15 protein-coding genes and 1 tRNA gene are annotated in these 19,730 nt (G+C 70.2%); 12 read left to right on the top strand and 4 right to left on the bottom strand.

Annotated features, from left to right (window positions below):
* Positions 1 to 2 precede the first annotated feature (2 nt).
* From DMC64_RS38290 to DMC64_RS38265, 6 genes are all read left to right on the top strand, one after another.
* Positions 3 to 1,223, top strand: coding sequence for an amidohydrolase family protein (locus DMC64_RS38290; protein WP_199755226.1), 1,221 nt, complete (start codon positions 3 to 5; stop codon positions 1,221 to 1,223).
* Positions 1,220 to 2,074: an ABC transporter permease gene (locus tag DMC64_RS38285; protein WP_037347693.1), complete on the top strand. Its 855-nt coding sequence runs from the start codon at positions 1,220 to 1,222 to the stop codon at positions 2,072 to 2,074. Before DMC64_RS38290 ends, DMC64_RS38285 begins: the two co-directional genes overlap by 4 nt.
* Complete coding sequence (locus tag DMC64_RS38280) at positions 2,071 to 3,726, top strand: ABC transporter ATP-binding protein (protein ID WP_125737499.1); 1,656 nt, start codon at positions 2,071 to 2,073, stop codon at positions 3,724 to 3,726. Before DMC64_RS38285 ends, DMC64_RS38280 begins: the two co-directional genes overlap by 4 nt.
* Positions 3,723 to 5,045 (top strand): lanthionine synthetase LanC family protein, encoded by a 1,323-nt coding sequence (locus DMC64_RS38275; RefSeq protein WP_125737498.1) that lies wholly within the window; start codon positions 3,723 to 3,725, stop codon positions 5,043 to 5,045. Before DMC64_RS38280 ends, DMC64_RS38275 begins: the two co-directional genes overlap by 4 nt.
* A gap of 101 nt (positions 5,046 to 5,146) precedes the next feature.
* The gene (locus DMC64_RS38270) at positions 5,147 to 6,124 is read left to right on the top strand and encodes a phosphotransferase family protein (protein ID WP_199755225.1); all 978 of its coding nucleotides are present in this window, start codon (positions 5,147 to 5,149) and stop codon (positions 6,122 to 6,124) included.
* Between the two features lie 38 nt (positions 6,125 to 6,162).
* A complete protein-coding gene (locus DMC64_RS38265; RefSeq protein WP_037347691.1) occupies positions 6,163 to 7,239 on the top strand; it encodes an alkene reductase in 1,077 nt (358 codons plus the stop codon).
* 209 nt (positions 7,240 to 7,448) lie between these two features.
* On the opposite strand, the gene DMC64_RS38260 is transcribed toward DMC64_RS38265, so the two are convergent.
* The 3 genes from DMC64_RS38260 to DMC64_RS38250 form a co-directional block, all read right to left on the bottom strand.
* Positions 7,449 to 7,522: transfer RNA gene (locus DMC64_RS38260), tRNA-Arg, on the bottom strand.
* Between the two features lie 242 nt (positions 7,523 to 7,764).
* Positions 7,765 to 8,154: a peptidase inhibitor family I36 protein gene (locus DMC64_RS38255; RefSeq protein ID WP_125737496.1), complete on the bottom strand. Its 390-nt coding sequence runs from the start codon at positions 8,152 to 8,154 to the stop codon at positions 7,765 to 7,767.
* A 188-nt stretch (positions 8,155 to 8,342) separates the two neighbouring features.
* A complete protein-coding gene (locus tag DMC64_RS38250) occupies positions 8,343 to 9,392 on the bottom strand; it encodes a LacI family DNA-binding transcriptional regulator (protein WP_125737557.1) in 1,050 nt (349 codons plus the stop codon).
* 121 nt (positions 9,393 to 9,513) lie between these two features.
* Between DMC64_RS38250 and DMC64_RS38245 the strand changes: the two genes are divergently transcribed.
* Both DMC64_RS38245 and DMC64_RS38240 read left to right on the top strand, forming a co-directional pair.
* Positions 9,514 to 10,692, top strand: a complete 1,179-nt coding sequence (locus DMC64_RS38245) for an MFS transporter (RefSeq protein ID WP_037347661.1) — start codon at positions 9,514 to 9,516, stop codon at positions 10,690 to 10,692.
* Positions 10,693 to 10,795: 103 nt separating this feature from the next.
* On the top strand, positions 10,796 to 11,929 hold the full coding sequence (locus DMC64_RS38240; RefSeq protein WP_125737556.1) for a sensor histidine kinase: 1,134 nt from the start codon (positions 10,796 to 10,798) through the stop codon (positions 11,927 to 11,929).
* Here DMC64_RS38240 and DMC64_RS38235 read toward each other — a convergent pair.
* On the bottom strand, positions 11,903 to 12,541 hold the full coding sequence (locus DMC64_RS38235; RefSeq protein WP_125737495.1) for a histidine phosphatase family protein: 639 nt from the start codon (positions 12,539 to 12,541) through the stop codon (positions 11,903 to 11,905). The two genes, DMC64_RS38240 and DMC64_RS38235, sit on opposite strands and share 27 nt — an antisense overlap.
* Before the next feature lie 42 nt (positions 12,542 to 12,583).
* Between DMC64_RS38235 and DMC64_RS38230 the strand changes: the two genes are divergently transcribed.
* The 4 genes from DMC64_RS38230 (at position 12,584) to DMC64_RS38215 (ending at position 19,565) form a co-directional block, all read left to right on the top strand.
* Complete coding sequence (locus DMC64_RS38230) at positions 12,584 to 14,611, top strand: cytochrome c oxidase assembly protein (protein ID WP_125737494.1); 2,028 nt, start codon at positions 12,584 to 12,586, stop codon at positions 14,609 to 14,611.
* A gap of 162 nt (positions 14,612 to 14,773) precedes the next feature.
* Positions 14,774 to 15,223, top strand: a complete 450-nt coding sequence (locus DMC64_RS38225; RefSeq protein ID WP_233629969.1) for a single-stranded DNA-binding protein — start codon at positions 14,774 to 14,776, stop codon at positions 15,221 to 15,223.
* Between the two features lie 96 nt (positions 15,224 to 15,319).
* Positions 15,320 to 16,996, top strand: coding sequence for an energy-dependent translational throttle protein EttA (ettA, locus tag DMC64_RS38220; protein ID WP_007034699.1), 1,677 nt, complete (start codon positions 15,320 to 15,322; stop codon positions 16,994 to 16,996).
* Positions 16,997 to 17,012: 16 nt separating this feature from the next.
* Positions 17,013 to 19,565 (top strand): hypothetical protein, encoded by a 2,553-nt coding sequence (locus DMC64_RS38215; protein WP_125737493.1) that lies wholly within the window; start codon positions 17,013 to 17,015, stop codon positions 19,563 to 19,565.
* The last annotated feature ends 165 nt before the right edge of the window (positions 19,566 to 19,730 follow it).

Below are 19,730 nucleotides of genomic sequence, written 5' to 3'. Positions count from 1 at the left end.
CGATGGACATGGTGCTTTCCGCCCCCAAGGTGCTGACCGGCGCCGGTGAGTGGATCCCGGACGGCGCGGTCCGGGTTCGAGACGGGTTGATCGCCGCGGTGGGCGACCGGGCTTCGGTGATCGCCGACGCGCCCGGTTCGGTGGCCCGGTTCGGTTTTCCGCGGTGCACGATCCTGCCGGGTTTGATCGACGCCCACGTGCACCTCGCGTTCGACACCGGGCCGGAGGCGCAGGCAACGGCGGCGAACACCCCGGACGCGGTGCTCGGCATGCGGATGGCCGGACGTGCCCGCAGGCTGCTGGCCGCCGGGGTGACCACCGTGCGCGACCTCGGCGACCGCGACGGGCTGGCGATCCGATTGCGGGACGAGATCGCCGAGGGTACGGTCGCCGGGCCGAGGATCGTCGCGGCCGGGACGCCGATCACCATCACCGGCGGGCATTGCTGGCAGCTCGGCGGTGAGGCGGATGGTGAGGTCGCCCTGCGGCGCGCGGTACGGCGACTGGTGCGTGATGGTGCCGACCTGGTGAAGGTCATGGTCACCGGGGGCGGTATCACTCCCGACGGCCCGCCACCGTGGCGGACGCAGTTCACCGAGCGGGAACTGGCGGTGGTCGTGGCGGAGGCCGCCCGGTTCGGTTGTCCGGTCGCCGCGCACGCGCACGGCGTCGAGGGGATCGAGCTGGCCGTCCGGGCCGGGGTACACAGTGTGGAACACGCGAGCTGGCTGACCGAGGCTGGCGGGAGGGACCTGCGGCTGGACGTGGTCGCGGATCTCGCCGCCCGCGGCCTCTGGGTGTGCCCCACGGTCAGCGCGCGCTGGAGGTCGTCGCGGGAACGACTCGGGGCGGCGGAGTTCGAAGCGTATCTGGACCGGTTGCGCACCATGCGCGCGCACGGGGTACGCATGATCGCTGGCACCGACGCCGGCGTTCTCGGCGCTCCCTTCGAGTCCTTTGTGGATGGTTTGGAAGGATTCCGGGAAGCGGGATTCCCGGTCCAGGAGATCATCGAGATGGCGACCGCGAGGGCCGCGGAGGCGCTGGGGATCGGCGACAGCACCGGCCGGATAGCGACCGGCATGGCAGCGGATCTGCTCGTCGTCGAGGGCGACCCGCTGGCCGAGATCTCGGATCTGCGTGAAGTGCGCATGGTCATCGCCGCCGGGCGGGCCTACCGCCCCGATCCGCAGGCCGATCACGACGGGGTGATGCCGCTATGACGACACTCGATCTGCCGGACGTGCCGGTCCGGGGCGAAACCGCGAGGCGGCTCTGGGCGCCGATCCTGGCGGCCGCGTTGTTCGCACTGGTATTGCTGGCCGCATTGTGGCCCGAGCTGCTCGCCGGTGGTTCCCCGCTGGCCACGGATCCGGTGAACGCCCTGCGTTCGCCGAGCTGGCAGCACCCGTTCGGTACCGATCAGCTCGGCCGGGACGTCTACACCCGGGTCGTCGCCGGCGCCCGGGACTCGCTGCTGGTCGGTTTCGGCGGTACCGCGCTCGCCGTCCTGTGCGGCGGCCTGCTCGGGCTGCTCGCCGGAATGGGCGGGCGGATCGCGGATACGGTGCTGATGCGGTTCGTCGACGTGCTGCTCGCCTTGCCGGGCCTGATGCTGGCCTTGCTGGTGATCGCGGTGCTCGGCAAAGGCCAGTCGAACGTGCTGATCGCGATCGCGGTTTCCGCGGTTCCGCCCTATGCGCGGCTGGTGCGCGGCCAGGTGCTCGCGGTGCGCGAGTCCGGGTACGTCGAGGCTTCGGTGGGGCTCGGCCTGACCGGGATGCGGATCGTGATGAGGCATGTGATCCCGAACGCGATCAGCCCGCTGATGGTGCTGGCCACCATCGGCACCGGGACCGCGATCATCCACGGTTCGTCACTGAGCTTCCTCGGCCTCGGACCGGCCCCGCCGGACCCGGAATGGGGCACACTGCTCGCCGAGGCCAGCGGATACGTGCAGGTCGCCTGGTGGATGGCGGTGTTCCCCGGCTGCACGGTGACCCTGACCGTGGTCGCCACCACGGTGCTCGGCCGCTACCTGCGGGCGCGGTTCGACAGGACAGGTCAGTCGTGAGCGCGGGGGAGGCCGGCGGGCTGGAGGTGGAACGGCTCGCCGTCTCGTTCGGGCGCACCCAAGCGGTGCGGGACGTGTCGTTCACCGTCGCGCCCGGCGAATGCGTCGCGCTGGTGGGCGAATCCGGTTCGGGCAAGAGTGTCACCGCCAGGGCTCTGCTGGGCCTCGCCGGGCCGGGAAGTTCCGTGGCCGCACGACGGCTTTCCTTCGACGGGCACGATCTCAGCGCACTCGGGGAGCCGGAATGGCGCCGACTACGGGGCAGGCGGATCGGTCTCGTCCATCAGGATGCGATGACCTCCCTCGACCCGTTGCGGCGGGTGGGCCGGGAGGTGGCGGAAACCCTGCGGATACACACGGTCGTCGAGCGGTCCGCGCTGAATGCCGAAGTGGGCTCACTGCTGTCACGTGCCGGACTGCCTTCGCCGGAAATCAAGGCACAGCAGTACACCTTCCAGCTTTCCGGTGGTCAGCGGCAACGGGCACTGATCGCCGCGGCACTGGCCGGTCGTCCGTCGTTGCTGATCGCGGACGAACCGACCACCGCGCTGGACGTGACCGTGCAGCGACAGGTGCTCGACCTGTTCGGTGAGCTTCGGGACGCGGGTACCGCGGTGTTGCTGATCAGCCACGACCTGGCGGTGGTGGCCCGGCTGGCGGACCGGATCGCGGTGCTCTCCGAGGGGGCTGTGGTCGAGTACGGCCCGGCGGTGCGTGTGCTGCGTGAACCCGACGCGCAGTACACGAGGGACCTGCTCGCCGCGGTGCCGTCCACCCATGCCAAAGGCAGCAGGCTGTCCGGTGCCGAACCACTCGGACGGACCGCCGCTCCCGAACCCCGGCCCGGCGGGCCGGTGCTGGTCGTGGACCGGTTGGGGAAGTCCTTCCTGGCTCCCGACGGCCGATACCGCCCAGCGGTCCGGGACGTGTCCTTCACCCTCTCCGACGGGGAGACACTCGGCGTCGTCGGTGAGTCCGGCTCCGGCAAGACCACCACCGCGAGGATGGTGCTCGGTCTGCTGAAACCGGATCACGGCACGGTGTGGCTGGCGGGCGAACCGTGGAGCGTGGGATCGGAACGGTCCCGCCGCCCGCGCAGGCATGTGATCCAGGCGGTGCAGCAGGACCCGGCAGGTTCGTTCGACCCACGATTCACCATCGCCGGGCTGCTCGGTGAGGCGCTTCCGGGCGGACGTGCCGTCCGCGCGGCGAGGATCCGCGAGCTGATGGACCTGGTACGGCTGCCCGCCGCGTTGCTGCGCCGCCGCCCGGCCGAGCTGTCCGGCGGGCAGCGGCAACGGGTGGCCATCGCCAGGGCACTCGCCTGCTCGCCGCGGGTGCTTCTTTGCGACGAGCCGGTTTCGGCGCTGGACGTCTCGGTGCAGGCCCAGATCCTCGACCTGCTCGCCGATCTGCAGGCCGAACTCGGCACCGCGATGTTGTTCATCTCGCACGATCTCGGGGTGGTGCGTCACGTCAGCGATCGGGTCGCGGTGATGAAGGACGGCCAGATCATCGAAGCGGCGGCGGCCGAAAGCGTGTTCGTGAACCCGCAACAGCCCTACACCAAGGAGCTCATCTCGGCGTTGCCGTCGCCGGATGACGTGATCGCCAGGAACGTCCCCGACGACGAGGAGGAAACGCGGACATGACCGACACGGCGTACGCGCCATGGACCCGGGGCAGCGCGGCGGACCCCGCGACGGCGGCTTTCGAAACCGTGAATTGGCTCCGCAAGGTCGCGGTGCCGACCGAGGCCGGGCGCTACTGGCCTGCCGACCCCGCCGATCCGGCCGCCCGTCCTCCCTTTGTCGCGCATTCCCCGCACGGTCTCTACGGTGGTACCGCGGGGATCGTGTTGTTCTTACTGCGTCTCGCGGACGCTGTTCCCGATAAGTCCATTATGGACGATGCGATCGCCGGGGCGGACGAGATCGCGGCGTCATGGCGAATGGAGAGCGCGGCGCGGAGTACCGGTGAGGGCACCGACCTCCGGTTCTCGATGTACGAGGGGTTACCCGGCGAGATGTTCGCCTTGCTCGAGATGTGGCGAGTCACCGGAGAAGAGCGTTACGCGCACGCCGCGCGGGAGGCGGCCGTGTTCCTCACTCAGCACGCCGGGCCGGGCTGGACCGGCCAGGCCGGCGTCGCCCGAGGGGATTCGGGTGTGCTGCTTTCGTTGCTGCACGCGGCTGAGGTGCTGGACGATCCGGCGCCGGTGGAGACGGCCGTGGTGGCGGGCAAGCGGCTGGTGGAGATCGCCGAGCCGGTGGGCGAAGGAGGCCTGCGCTGGCCCGCGGCCCCCGAGATGTACCTGCCGAACTTCGAGTTCGGCACCGCGGGCGTCGGCTTCGCCCTCGCCCGGTTGCACGCCGTGACCGGAGATCCGGAGTTCGGGGAAGCAGCGGTCGCCGCGGCACGACATCTCGCCGACATCGCCGTCGGGACCGGACAGGGAGCGTTGCTGTTCCATCACGAACCCGGCGGCACCGACCTGTTCTACCTCGGTCATTGCCACGGCCCGGCGGGCACGGCGAAACTGTTCCACCAGCTCCACCTGACCACCGGTGCGGACGAATGGCTGGATTGGGTGCGACGGTTCGCGGACGGCGTGCTCGGCGCCGATCCGTTGACCCGGCAGAGCCCCGGCTACTGGAACGTGGTCTCACAATGTTGCGGCACCGCGGGAATCGGAGAATTTCTCCTGCGTGCCTGGGCGCTCACCGGTGAATCCGAGTACCTCCAGTACGCGCGCGAACTCGGCGGGCAGCTGATCGCACGGTCGACCCCGGCGGAGGACGGCGGCCGGTGCTGGTACGACGCGGCGAACCGGCACGAACCGTGGGCGGTCGCGGCCTATACCGGGTACATGTGCGGCGCCGCCGGTGTCGCGGGCTTCTTGACCAGCCTGCATCTCGCCGACGCCGGTCGTTTCGTTCCCCCGCCCTCACCGACTCTGCCGAGGGCCTGATCGTGGCGGTGCCGCAGCAACGCGATCCGGCGCGCACGCTGGAGCGACTCGCGAGCTGGTTCGGTGAACGCGACCCGAGGTGTACGGTAACGAGCGTTTCGGTGCCGGGGTCGGGGTTCTCCACCGAGACGCTGATCGTCGACCTGCGACGTGCGGGCGCCGGCGAACGGCTGGTGATCCGGGTCGCGCCGACGGTGCACCGGGTGTACCCGTGGGACAGGTTCGCGGAGCAGGTGGAAGTGCTGCGCGTCCTTGACAAGGAAAGTGACCTGCCGGTGCCAGGGCTGCGGGACTACGAGCCCGATCCATCGGTGCTGGGCGCCCCGTTCCTGGTACAGGACTGGGTCGATGGGCGGGTTCCGAGTGACTATCCCTCTTATCACCGGCAAGGATGGGTCGCCGAGCTGCCGGAACCGGCGAGACGCCGGCTGTGGTTCGCCGGGGTCGACATGCTGGCCCGGATCCATCTGCTTCCCCTCGGCTCGGTGGGAGCCGGTCTGCTCGACGCGGGCGGTGCCTGGCGAACCAGCACAGCGCGACACCTCGACCGATATGCCGGGCAACTCGGCTTCTTCGGCTGCGCCGATGACGAAGTGGTTTCAACGGCGCTGGACTGGCTCCGTACCCACGACCCCGGAGATCCGGTCGAACCCGGACTGGTGTGGGGCGACGCGAGGATCGGCAACCTCATCTTCGACGGGACGACCCCGGTCGCCGTCCTGGATTGGGAGATGGCCGCGATCGGCCAGCCGGAAGTCGACCTGGCCTGGTACCTCTACCTGGATCGCAATCTGAGCGAGGGGATCGGCGTGCCTCGGCTGACCGGGTGGCCCGATCGCGCCGAAACCTTGGCGTACTACGAGCGCCGACTCGGCAGGCCGGTGCGGGATCTGGGCTATTACGAGGTTTTCGCGGGCTTTCGCTTCGCACTCGTCACCGCCCGTGTCACTCGGCTCGCGGTGGATCGGAGGATGGTGCCGCCGGGAACCGACTTTCCCTTGCATCGCAACGCGGTCGCGTTGCTCGCGCGAACCTTGGCCGAGACCACGGCTCTACCCGGCCAGGATCGCGCGCGGTGAAAGTGGAAGTACTTTCTTGCCAGGATCGGGAGGCGACTGTGAAAGATCTTTTCGACGAGGTCGAGGTCGGCGGCATCGTGGCGCCGAACCGACTGGTCATGTCCCCCATGGGGCGGTGCCGCGCGACGGTCGCGGGCCACCCGTCCGAGCACGCGCCTGCCTACTACGCGCAGCGCGCGTCGGCAGGCCTGATCATCAGTGAGAGCACGCACCCGAACTGGATCGCGCAGGGCCACCCGAACTGCCCGCATCTGCATACCGAGGAGCATGTACGGCATTGGCGTCGGGTCACCGACGAGGTGCACGCGGCAGGCGGCCGGTTCTTGGTGCAGCTCGCCCACTCCGGCCGGATCGGCCACCCGTCGCTGCGCGACGGACACCTGCCGGTGGCGCCGTCGGCGATCCGCCCGGCCGGGCAGGCGAGCACATATCAGGGCAAGCGCGACTACGTGACTCCGCGCGCTCTGCGCCCGGACGAGATCGCCGCGACCGTTCAAGACTTCGCGAGTGCTGCGCGCGCGGCGATCCGGGCCGGTTTCGACGGCGTCGAACTGCACGGGGCGAACGGATATCTACTGCACCAGTTTCTCGCCGATCGCACGAACAAGCGGGTCGACAGGTACGGCGGAACGCCGGCGAACCGTGTCCGGTTCGTCCGAGAGGTCGCCGAAGCGGTCGGGGACGCGATCGGCGCCGGCAGGGTCGGCATCCGGCTCTCGCCTCGCTTCGGCATCAACGACATGGCCGAAGGGGACGCGGAACGGATCTACTCGGAACTCATCGACGTCCTCTCCTCGATCGGACTGGCGTACGTGCACCTGGTGGTCGGCTCCGACCCGGCGATCGCTCGGATGATCCGGCGGCGTTGGCCATCGACACTGATCGTGAATCCGGGAACCGGGGAACTCGGCACCGAGCCGACCCTCCGCCTGGTCCGGCGGGTGCTGGACGAAGGCGCGGACTTGATCGCCTTCGGCAGGCAGTTCCTGGCCAATCCCGACTTACCGTACCGGTTACGCAACGCGGCGGAACTCAATCCGCCTGATCCGGAAACGTTCTATGGCGGTGACGCTCGCGGCTACACCGACTACCCCACGCTAGCCCCCACCGCCTGAGTTCCCCGTCACAGCGCTCCATGACGAATCCGTGCCCGCCGACTTCGACGCTCGGCGGAACCGGCGGCTGAGCAGCCCGGCTGTACGGAGACCAGGCCGTCAGGGGGAGACGTTCCATGTCGAGGCCGACGATCGAGCGGACGGCCTGAAACGACGCCCCGGGAGGAGGGGCCTGTCCGGCCCCTCCGATCCCGTTCTCCTCTGCGACGTGCCCCCGGCAGGACTTGAACCTGCGACCTAGAGATTAGAAGGCTCTTGCTCTATCCAGCTGAGCTACGAGGGCCGACGTCGGCGACGTTGGGTGTCGCCCAGCATCGGCAGCTTAGCCGTCGCCAACCTGTCGATCGTTCGACACCGCCAGATCGTTTCAGGTCGAGCCCACCGTTTTTTGGAACACCCGTGAGCGCGTCACGACGCGGGGTGACGCGCTCACGGGCCGGGGCCGCTTCGGGGGAGCGGCCCCTGGGTTCATGCAGGTCGCGAGTCGACTCTTCCGCGAGCGATCGGCACGAACCGCCGGGGTGGTCAGTCCCAGATCTTGAGGGCGCGGATCACGAACGGTCCCTGGGGTACGTAGGTGCCGCCACCCGGATAGGTGATGAAATCTCCCTCCGTCGTGCATTCCTCGCTCTGGTAAATCGTCACGTCACGGCTCAGCCGGTTGACGAACGAATGCCCGTCGAAGCCTTCGGGCAGGGGAATGCATTCCTCGGGATTGGAGGTGCGCAGGTCGAATTTGTGCATCGCGCCGCCGTACGATTCCGCGTCCCATACGCAGAACTCGCCCTTCTGGCAGCCGGGCTGGGGCGGCGCGGTGGCGGCACCGGCGACTCCGGCGCTGGTCAGCAAGCCCGCCAGGGCGAGCAGGAGCACGTGCGGGAGGCGGGCGCGCAGGTTCGTCAAACGTCGTTGCATGGCTGGGTTCTCCCCCGTGAATCGGCGGCTGGATCGCCGTCGGTGAATGTGTGATTCCACGATGACGCGCGGGGAAGGCTTTGTCTGCCCGCATTTCTACTTCTGTGGATAAGTAGTTGTGCGCCGCTCGATCGGGGCGAGTTGTCCACATATCGCCGGGAGCGCCTTGTGTTCGCCGAAAGCGGCTGCTACGCGGGCGCGGTGGAGTCCCTGACGACCAGTTCGGCGGGTATCTCGGCGGGGGCGGGGACCTTCTCCCCGCGCAGCAGGCCCAGCACCAGTTCACCGGCCGCCCGGCCCTTGGCGGCGAGATCCTGCCGGACGGTCGTCAGCGGTGGTTCGGACCACCGGGCGGGCGGGACGTCGTCGAAGCCGACGACGGAAAGATCACCCGGCACCGACAGGCCGAGATGTCTGGCCGCCGAGATCGCCGCCAGCGCCAGCAGATCCGACATGCACAGCAGCGCCGTCGGCCGCGGATGCCGGTCGAGCAGGCCGAACGCACTCGGCAGCGCCCCCTCGACCGAGAGCCCGGACGCCTCCCAGATCGGCACGTCCGCCGCCGGGATCCCCGCTTCTGCCAGCGTCTCCAGGTAGCCGGCCATCCGCTCGCGGTTGTCGTGGAACCGGCTGTTCCCGGCCTCGGCCACGCTCAATTCCCCGCCGCGCGGCGCGGAGAGGCACTGCGCCGAGAAGATCCCGATCCGCCGGTGCCCGAGTTCCACCAGATGCCGGGCGGCGGCGGCCGCGCCCGCCCGGTCCGCGACGCCGATCCTGGCCGAACCGCGGATATGCGGCTGGTCGATCACCACCAGCGGCATCCCCCGGTCGCGGACCGCGGTCAGCGCCGGCGCGCCGTCTGCCAGCGAATACGCCACAGCGATGTCGGCTTGCGCGGTCAGGATCCGCTCCGCGCGCGGGCCGCCGCTCTCGCCGTCGCCGGGAAGCAGCAGGAGGGCGTGGCCTTCGGGGTCGACGACGGTCGAGAGCGCGTCGAGGGTGAGCGACAACGCGGGATCCGAGAACGCCGTCGAAAGGTTCGCGTCGAGCAGGACGGCGATCGCGCCGGTGCGGCTGGTCGCGAGACTGCGCGCGGTCGGGTTCGGCCCCGCGTACCCGATCTTCTTGGCCGCGCGAAGCACCTCGTCCCGCAGCTGGGCGGACAGCTGATCGGGCCGGTTGTAGGCGTTGGACACGGTCGCCCGCGACACCCCGACGGCGTCGGCGACATCGTCCAACGTCGGCCTTCGCCGTCGCGTGCTGGTCACCGGCGCAGTGTAGTCCGGGGGAACGCCGGTGGACTTTCTGAAGCGCTTAAGTCATTCTGGGGGAAGAGGAATCGGAAGGAGACTGGGGTCTATGCGTGACCGTACGGCCGTTTTCGTCGTGTTCGCGCTCAACGGGGCCGCGCTCGGCTCCTGGGCGCCGCGGACTCCGGCGTTGTCGGAAAGGGTGAACGCCTCACCGGGCGTTTTCGGGCTGGCCCTGCTGGGCGCCAGCGTCGGCATGCTGATCGCGGCGTCGGTTTCGGGGCGGCTGATCGAACGCCACGGCGCCCGCGCGGTGGTCGCGGGCAGCACGATCATCGCCTGCGCCGCGTTGCCGATGATCGGCTTCTCGACGTCGGTCGCCCTGCTCGCCGGGGCGCTGTTCGTCCTCGGTGCGAGCGTCGGCGCGCTGGACGTGGCGATGAACGTCGCGGGAGTCGAGGTGGAACGCCGATCCGGGCGGGCCATCATGCCGACCCTGCACGCCGGCTTCAGCTTCGGCGCGTTGGCGGGCTCCGTCGCCGCCGGATTCGCCGCGTCACATCAGTGGTCGCCGGGACGGCATCTCACGGTCGCCGCGCTGTCCGCGCTGGTCGTGCTGGCCTTCGTGATCACGGCCGTGCCCGGCGCGCGGCCCGTGCACACCGAGCCCGTCGGGAAACCGCGTGTGCCACCGATCAAACGTCCCGTCCTCTGGCTGCTGGCCGCCATCGCGTTGTTCTCGGCCATCGCCGAGGGTGCGAGTTCGGACTGGTCCGCCCTGCTGATGACGTCCGTGCACGGGGTCGGCGACGGCGCCGCGGCCTTCGCCTATTCGGGATTCGCCCTGGCCATGGCGCTCGCCCGGCTCGCGGGTGCCTGGCTGCAGAACCGTTTCGGCGCGACGCGGGCGCTCGCGGTCGGCGCCGGGATCGCGGCGGCGGGTCTGGTGCTCGCCGCGGTGGCGAGTCTGCCGGTGTTCGGGTTCATCGGCTTCGCGCTGGCGGGTGCCGGGCTGGCCGCGGCCTTCCCGATAGCCTTGAGTCTCGCGGGCGCGTCGGGGAAACGCGCCGACGGCACCGGAGGCGAGCGGGAGCTGGCGTTCGTCACGGCGATCGCCTACACCGGCTTCCTCGCCGGGCCGCCGCTGATCGGCGGGATCGCGCAGGTGACGTCGCTTTCGGTGTCGTTCCTCTTCGTCGGCTTGACCGCCGCGCTGATCGTGCCGTCCGCGGTGGCCGCGGCGCGGGCGCGGAACCGGGAGGAGGCCGCCGAACCCGTCGCCCGTTGACATCCTCGCCGGGGCCCGGGCAAGCTGATTGCTCGGTAAACTGAAATGAATGCGACTTTGTCATCATTTCAGGAAGGCTGATCCGGGGGAGGGCGGCGTGAGGGTGCTGATGCTCGGAGGGGGCGCCGGGATTCCGGCGCGGCTGGTGCAGACCACGTTGCCCTGGCTCATCCTGGTCCCGGTGGCGTTCCGGCTGGTGATGCTGGCGCAGGCGCTGTGGACGGCGGGCACCGGTGGTTCGGTGCTGTGGATGTTCGTGCTGCTGCATCTGGTGCCGAACGTCGCCGAAGCCGTTTGGATCTTCCGCCGTCCCCCGGCCGGGACGCGGCTGGTTCCGGTGGCGGACGCGGTGTTCGCCGCGCTGTTCGTCCTGATGGCCGCGCCGTTCCCGCAGGACGGCGCGATCACGTCGATCACCTGGACCCATCTGATGGGCACGGTGATGATCTGCGCCCTGCTGCGTGGCGCGCTCGCGGGGGCGCTGGCCATCGGGGGCGCGGTGCTGCTGAACGTCGTGCTGCACTTCGGCTCGCCGCTCGGTCTCCTGCTCACCCTCGCGACCGCGCTCGTGGCGTCGCTCGCGATCGTCGGCGTGGTCGGCGCTTCGATGCGGTTCGCGCTCGGCTTCGGGGAGCAACAGGGCCGGGCGGCGGAACGCGAACGGCATCGCCGCGACGTCCACGACACCGTCCTGCAGGTGATGGAGTCGTTCGCGATCCCCGCGCCCGCCGACGAACTCGACCCGGCGGCCAGCCTCGACCGCGTCCGCCGGACCGCTCGCGCCCAGGCGATGCGCATCCGGATCAGCCTCGAACACGAACCCGCCGAGGGAATGGGACTGCATCAACGGCTGCGGCTGCTCGCCGCCGAAATGGCCGCAGAGGGGTTGCGGGCCGAGGTGGTCATCCAGGACGACTGCGCTCCGGAACTCGCCGAGGAAGCGGCCGTGGCACTGCACGATTCGGTCAGGGAGGCCTTGCGGAACACGTTGAAGCACTCCGGGACCAGGCGGGCCGTGGTCAGCGTCGAGGAGATCGGCGGCGGGGTTTCCCTGACGGTGCGCGATCACGGCGCCGGATTCGACGTCGGCGACCGGCGGCGCGGCTTCGGCCTCGAGAACTCGATCATCGCGCGGATGGCGGAGATCGGCGGTTTCGCCCGGATCGAATCCAGCCCGGGACTCGGAACGAGAGTGGTGCTCCTGGCTCCCTCAGTCCTGCGTCTCCCCGTCGGGTGAGTCCCGCCACTGACGGAACGGACGGTCGAGCGTCCATTTGTCGCCCACCCGCTCGACGACCCGGTACTCGCAGGTCGTCGGGTTGGACAGGGACTCGAACAGCTCGATGCTCCAGCCGAACAGCCGGCGGCACAACAGCCGGATGGTCAGCCCGTGTGAGACGACCAGCACGGTTTCGGGGTGATCTTCGCCGCAGGCCGCCAGTTCGCTGAGGAACGCGGCGACCCGGTCGTCCACGTCCGCGCCGGACTCGCCGAACGGCAGCCGGTAGAAGAAGTGCCCGAACTCGTGACGCCGTTGTTTCTGGACCTCTTGCTCCCGTGGATCCTGGAGGTTGCCCCAGTCCTGTTCCCGCAGTCTCGGCTCCGGCACGATCCGCTCGCAGGAATCACGAATGTCCATGAGCCGCAACGTTTCCCGCGTCCGCAGGTACGGGCTCACATAGACCGCCGGGCGCCGCCCTTCGAGCAGGTCCTCGATCTCCGGGCCCGCCAGCCTGGCCTGCTCGCGGCCGGCTTCGGTGAGCGGCAGCGCGTGGTCGGGGATCCGGGTGTAGGCGAGCTCGTCGACGTTGCCGAGCGACTCGGCGTGCCTCAGCAGGATGATCCGCACGCCGCCATCTTGCCGGTTGCGCGTCCGGCATACCCTCGTGACGTGCCTTCAGACCCCGAGACGAAACCGGCCCCACCCGCGCGGAAGGCCGGTGTCCTGCCGCTGGTGTCGATCGGGGCGCTCCTGGCCGCGGTGGTGGCCGTCGGCCTGGTCGCGCTGACCGGTGGCGCCGGTTACGTCATCGCCGGACTCCCGGACCCTGGCCTGGTGACGCGCTACGGCATCACCGTCGTCCGCGTGCTGGCCGAGGCGGCTTCGGTGCTGTGCGTGGGTTCGCTGCTGCTCGCCGCGTTCCTCGTCCCGCCGCAGAAGTCCGGCACGCTCGCGGCCGACGGTTACGCGGCCATCCGCGTCGCGGGTGTCGCCGCGTGGGTCTGGTTCTTCGCCGCCGCCGCGTCGATCTTCTTCTCGGCCGCGGACGGCGCGGGGCGTCCCTTCACCGAGGTGCTGTCGCCGCAGGTGCTGATCGACCTCGTGGACGCCATCGAGCAGCCCAAGGCCTGGCTGTTCACCGCGTTGATCGCGCTGCTGGTCGCGCTCGGCTGCCGTCTCGCGCTGACCTGGGGCTGGACGACGGTCGTGTTCTTCCTGTCCGTCGGCGGTCTCGTGCCGGTCGCGGTCACGGGGCATTCCGCGAGCGGCGGCTCGCACGACATGGCGACCAACAGCCTGCTGTACCACCTGGTCGCCGCCGCGCTGTGGGTCGGCGGGCTCGTGGCGCTGCTCGCGCTCGGCTGGCGACGCGGCGAGAACCTCAAGCTCGCCGCGACCCGGTTTTCCAAGCTGGCACTGATCTGCTGGATCGTGATGGCGGTCTCCGGCATCGTCAACGCGCTCGTGCGGATCAGGATCGCCGACCTGTTCACCACGGACTACGGCCTGCTGGTGGTCGCGAAGATCGTCGCGTTGCTGCTGCTCGGTGTCTTCGGGCATCAGCAACGGCAGAAGGGCGTCGCCGGGCTGGTGAACGGCGCCGGCGGGGGTCAGCTGCTGCGGCTCGCCGCGGTCGAGGTGCTGATCATGTTCATCACGATCGGCATCGCCACCGGGCTCGCGAAGACCCCTCCGCCGCAGGAATCGCTCACCCAGCCGTCGACCACCGAACTGCTGATCGGCTACGACCTCCACGGTCCGCCAACCGTGCTCCGGCTGCTCACGGATTGGCGGTTCGACCTCGTCTACGGGACCCTCGCGATCGTTCTCGCCGGGCTGTACCTTGCCGGGGTGCGACGGTTGCGCCGTCGCGGCGACACCTGGGCCACCGGCCGGACGGTCGCGTGGCTCGCGGGCTGTTTCGTGCTGCTGATCGCGACGTCGTCCGGCATCGGGCGGTACGCGCCCGCGATGTTCAGCGTGCACATGGGCAACCACATGCTGCTGTCCATGGTGGCGCCGGTGCTGTTCGTGCTCGGCGGACCCGTGACGCTCGCCCTGCGCGCGTTGCCCACAGCGGGCAAGGACGCCCCGCCCGGACCGCGTGAATGGCTGCTCGCGTTCGTGCACTCGCCGCTTTCACGGTTCCTGACGCATCCGATCGTCGCGCTGCTGCTGTTCGTCGGTTCCTTCTACGGTCTGTACTTCTCGGGCCTGTTCGACGCCGCGCTGAACTACCACTGGGCGCATCTGGCGATGAACGCGCATTTCCTGCTCGCCGGTTACGTCTTCTACTGGCCGGTGATCGGGGTCGACCCGGCGCCGCGACGGCTCCCGCCGCTGGGACGGCTGGGGATGATGTTCGCCGCCATGCCGTTCCACGCGTTCTTCGGGATCGCGCTGATGAGCATGCAGACCGTGCTCGGGCAGGACTTCTACCGCGGGCTGAAACTGCCGTGGGTCACCGACCTGCTGACCGACCAGCGGCTCGGCGGCGGGATCGCGTGGGCGTCCGGTGAGTTGCCGGTGCTGCTGGTGCTCGTCGCGCTGCTGGTGCAGTGGGCCCGCCAGGACGAGCGGGAGGCGCGGCGCCGGGATCGCCGCGAGGAGGCCTCGGGCGACGCGGATCTGAACGCCTACAACGCGATGCTGAAGAAACTCGCCGATCAGGGGCGGGGTCCGGGGTCCGGTTCCTAGCACACCCCGCCCACAGCCCTCGGCGCTCCGCCCCGAGTTGTCCACAACGCCCGGAGTTGTCCACAGATCCGGTTCACGTCCCTTTTCCGCCCTCGATCCGCGGCAGTCTGTGATCACGGACGGGAAAGTCCCGGAACGAGGAGAAGGGCGAGTGTGATGGCGATGGGCGAAACGTGGGTGACCATGATCGGCAACCTGACCAGCGAACCGGTCCACCATCCGGAGCGGGTGCACGGGCACGACGTCGTGTCGTTCGGCTTGCGGAGTGTCGAACGCCGGTACGACAAGGAAAGAGGCGAGTGGGGCGAGGGGCGGCAACTCGCGGTCAAGGTCACCTGCTGGCGCAAGCTGGCGATGGCGGCGTTCTCCTGCCTGAGCAAAGGCGACCCGGTGATCGTGGCCGGGCGGCTGCGCGGCGCGGAGACGGCGGAGGAGATCCCGGCACCTCTGGGTCTACCTGAGCTTGAGGCCTTCTCCATCGGCCCCAACCTCGCGCGGTGCTCGGCCGAGATCCACCGGATGGGACGGGATCGGCCCAGGGCGATCCCGTCGGCCCCGCCGCCCGCGGGGAATCCCATGGTCATCGCGCTGGAGGACGCACCCGTGGCGTGAGGTGCCGGTGCTCACTCAGTGATATCGGGCTGACTGTCGGTAGCTCGGTGGTGACCGCCGTCAAGGCCGCGATCGGCTCGCTCTACGATCGCTTGTATGGCCGAGTTCATCTACACCATGAAGAAGGTGCGCAAGACCGTCGGGGACAAGGTCATCCTCGACGACGTCAGCACCGCGTTCTACCCCGGCGCCAAGATCGGCGTGGTGGGGCCGAACGGCGCGGGTAAGTCCACCGTTCTGAAGATCATGGCGGGGATCGAGCAGGCCAGTAACGGCGAAGCCTTCCTCCAGCCTGGCGCCAGCGTCGGCATCCTCATGCAGGAGCCGGAACTCAACGAGGAAAAGACCGTCCGCGAGAACGTCGAAGAGGGCCTTGGCGACATCAAGGTCAAGCTCAACCGCTTCAACGAGGTCGCCGAGCTCATGGCGACCGACTACAGCGACGAGCTGATGGAGGAGATGGGCAAGCTCCAGGAGGAGCTCGACCACGCCGACGCGTGGGAGATCGACTCCACGGTCGAGCAGGCGATGGACGCCCTGCGCTGCCCGCCGCCGGACGAGCCGGTCACCCACCTCTCCGGTGGTGAGCGCCGCCGGGTCGCGCTGTGCAAGCTGCTCCTGTCCGCGCCCGACCTGCTGCTCCTCGACGAGCCCACCAACCATCTGGACGCCGAAAGCGTGCTGTGGCTGGAACAGTTCCTGGCGAACTACGCCGGCGCCGTCCTCGCCGTCACGCACGACCGGTACTTCCTGGACAACGTCGCGCAGTGGATCATGGAGCTCGACCGCGGCCGCGTGGTCGGCTACGAGGGCAACTACTCGACGTACCTGGAGAAGAAGCGCGAGCGCCTCGAGGTCCAGGGCAAGAAGGACGCCAAGCTCGCGAAGCGCCTGAAGTCCGAGCTCGAATGGGTCCGGTCCAACGCCAAGGCGCGTCAGACCAAGTCGCGGTCCCGGCTCGACCGCTACGAGGAGATGGCCGCGGAGGCGGACAAGCACCGCAAGCTCGACTTCGAAGAGATCCAGATCCCGCCGGGGCCCCGGCTGGGCAGCGTGGTCGTCGAGGTCGAGAAGCTGCGCAAGGGTTTCGACGACCGCGTGCTCATCGACGGGCTGTCGTTCGACCTGCCGCGCAACGGCATCGTCGGCGTGATCGGGCCGAACGGTGTCGGCAAGACGACCCTGTTCAAGACGATCGTCGGGCTCGAGGAGCCGGACGACGGCCGGGTCAAGATCGGCGAGACGGTCAAACTGTCCTATGTGGACCAGAACCGCGGCGGGATCGACCCGAAGAAGACGGTATGGGAGGTGGTTTCGGACAAGCTGGACTACATCCACGTCGGGCAGACCGAAATGCCCTCGCGTGCCTACGTCAGCGCGTTCGGTTTCAAGGGCCCGGACCAGCAGAAGCCGGCGGGCGTGCTCTCCGGTGGTGAGCGCAACCGGCTGAACCTGGCGCTGACCCTCAAACAGGGCGGGAACCTGATCCTGCTCGACGAGCCGACGAACGACCTGGACGTCGAGACCCTGGGCTCGCTGGAGAACGCTCTCGAGCAGTTCCCCGGCTGCGCCGTGGTCATCTCGCACGACCGGTGGTTCCTCGACCGGGTCGCGACGCACATCCTCGCCTGGGAAGGCACGGACGAGAACCCCTCGCAATGGTTCTGGTTCGAAGGTAACTTCGAGGGCTACGAGAAGAACAAGGTCGAGCGTCTCGGTGCCGAGGCGGCTCGTCCGCACCGCGTCACCCATCGCAAGCTGACCCGCGACTGAGGGCCGGGGGTTCCCCGTGGAAGCCAGCAAGCGCCAACGGCCGGGCTCGCCCACCACCATGGTGGGTGGGCGGACGGCTGCCACCGGGGGAACCCTGTCCGCTGTCGGCAGGTTGATCGAACGCGCGGACGCCCTGCACCTGAGGGCGCCCGAGCTCGCCCTGGTCCTCGGGGAGCGCGCGGCAGCGCTCGCCGAGGCCGCCGGAGCCGACGAGCAGTGGATCCGTGCGGAAAGCCTCGTGGTGAGCGCCCGGGTGCGGCTCGGTAGCCGTCCCCGGACGGTCGGCCGCGCCGTGGCCGCCCTGCGTGCCGCGGAACACGCGGGCTACGGCGACATCGCCGCCCGGCTGAGGATCGACCTGGCGGTCTGCGCGCGCAGCGTCGGCATCCCGCTGACGGGGCTGGCCGCGTTGCGTCCGTTGCTGGCGGATCCGGCGGTTTCGCCGGCGCACCGGGCCGAGGCGTTGTGTCACCTCGTCGGCTGCCTGGCGCAGTTCGGCCGGAAGGCGGAACTGGACCGGGTGCTCGCCGAGGCGGACAAGCTCGTGCTCGGCGACGGCTCGATGACGGCGGACTCGCAGCTGCTGATCCGCGCGATGTTGCGGGTCGGGGTGTCGGCGCACCGCCGTCGGCACGGAGACCTGACGGCGGCCGCCGATGCCGCGCGGACCGGGCTGGGCATGCTCGAAAAGCTCGGAAACCCGGACGACGACGGCGGTCTCGTCCGGATCAGGCTGATCCTGCAACTCGTCTGCACGTTGCTGGACCGGGGCGACACGGAGATGGCGCTGGAGGTCGCGCAGCCGATCCTCGACGCCCCCGTCCGGGCCGCGGGGATCGCGCCCGCCGCCTGGCTGCGGCTGGCGGTGGCCACCCGGGTCCTGCTGCCCGCGGGATCCGGCGAGGCCGCCGGAATGCTCGTCCGTGAGGCGGTCGCCGGGACCGGTGACCACAACCTGCACGCCGTCACGGCACGGCTGTGGCTGGAGCTCGCGCAGATCGAGGAACGGCTGGGCCGGGCCGAAGAGGCCATCGGCTGCCTGCACCGTTCGCGGGCCGCCGAGCATCTGCACGCCCGCGCGCGCAGGCAGGCGTGCAACGTCCTGGTCGGCGAGTTCGGCTCGGCCGAGAACGCCGCTGTCGACCTCGACGACGTCTTGCGGGCCGTGGCCGCGCGGTCGGCAGTTCCGGCGCCGGAACCGGCCGAGGTGACCGCGGTAATCCCGCCGATCGACGTGGCGGCACCGCCGAAACGGGCCGCGGCCGAGCCGCCGGTTCGTCGTGAGTCGCAGCCCGTGCGGCAGACCAGGCAGCCGGAGCCCGCGCCGGTGCGGCATACGCCGGTCGAGCCTGCGCGCGCGTCGGTACCCGCACGCCCCGCGGAGCCCGCGCCTCCCGCCGAGCCCGCACGTCCCGCCGAGCCGCCGCGTCCGGTGGAGAGGCCAGCGGCGCCGGTCGCCGAAAAGAGCGAAGCACCGGTGTTGAAGCCGCCGTCCCGTCCGGAGCCCGCACGGGAAGTGGCGGAGTCCGACAGCGACTGGCGTCGCCGGGTGCCGAAGAAGGTCAAACCGTCGATCAGGTTCGAGCCCAAGGCCGAACCCGCCGCGCCGAAACTGATGCCGCCGCCGAAACCGGAACCCGCGCCGGTGTCGCGTCCCGAGCCGGAGCCTGGGCGCCGCCGTCGTCCGGAGACGCCTGCGGCGCGTGAGACCGCCGCCGAACCCGTGGTCGCTCATCCCGAAACCCCGGCGCCGGCCGCACGGTGGCGGGCCGAAGCCGAAGCGCCCGCCCGGACCGAGGAGCCGGTGCCCGCGGCCGCCTCGGAACCCGTCGTCCCCGAACTGCTTCTCGCACCCGAGCCCGCCGCCGAGCCCCGGCCGCGGATGACGGCGGAGGCCACGCCGCCGCGTCCGCCCGGCACCGCCGCCCCGTTGTGGGAGAGCGACGAATGGGCGGCCGAAGAGCGGGCCCGCCGGTCGTCGGCGCCCGCCTCGCGCAAGACCAGGCACGACGCCGAACACGGTTCCGTGGCGGCGAAATCGGTGCTGGACCGGCTCGGGATCTCGAGCTCCGGTGGACAGGGCGGCGGCCGTCGCCGTGCGGACGGCGCCGCGGATCCCGTGCACCCCGAACCCGTCGCCGAAGAACGCGCCGGGACACGCCGGGAACAGCCGCCGGTCGAGTACCGCGAGCCCGCCGTCCCGCTCGCCCCGCCTCCTCGGGAAGATCCCGCGCCACCGCGGACTCAGGAGAACGCCCGTCCGGCCGCCAAGGAAGAGGTCGCGGATCCCTGGTTGCCGCGGTTGCGGATGCCGCCCGCGCTGGACCCGCTGACCGACACCGGTTCCTGGCGGCCGATCACGCCGTTCCCGGAGAGCTACGCCCGCGCGATCGCGGAGGAGGAACCGCCGCCGGACGCCGGCCTCGCCGACCTGCTCGCCCGCGCGCTCGCCGAGCATCAGGCGGGCACCGCCAGCGCCGCCGCGCTCGTGAAGCAGCTCGGTTCCCAGGACTCGGGAAAGCGTCCGGTCAACGGGCACGACCGGCACCGCGCCAACGGGAGCGACTGAACCCGCGGTAGCAAAGGTCCCTTGCTCACCTCGGTGGGAGCCGCGCTCGGCTTGAACGATTCAGCTGACCCGCTCAGGTCGCCCGTCGGGGCATCACGCGGCAATGGGTGCTGGTCACCCCGGTGCGGCGAGGCGTGGAAGGGTCCGGACAGACCGCCGATGTGA

The sequence above is a fragment of the Amycolatopsis sp. WAC 04197 genome (genome assembly GCF_003947475.1).
GTDB lineage: Bacteria > Actinomycetota > Actinomycetes > Mycobacteriales > Pseudonocardiaceae > Amycolatopsis > Amycolatopsis japonica.
This window is presented reverse-complemented; position numbering and strand designations above follow the sequence as displayed.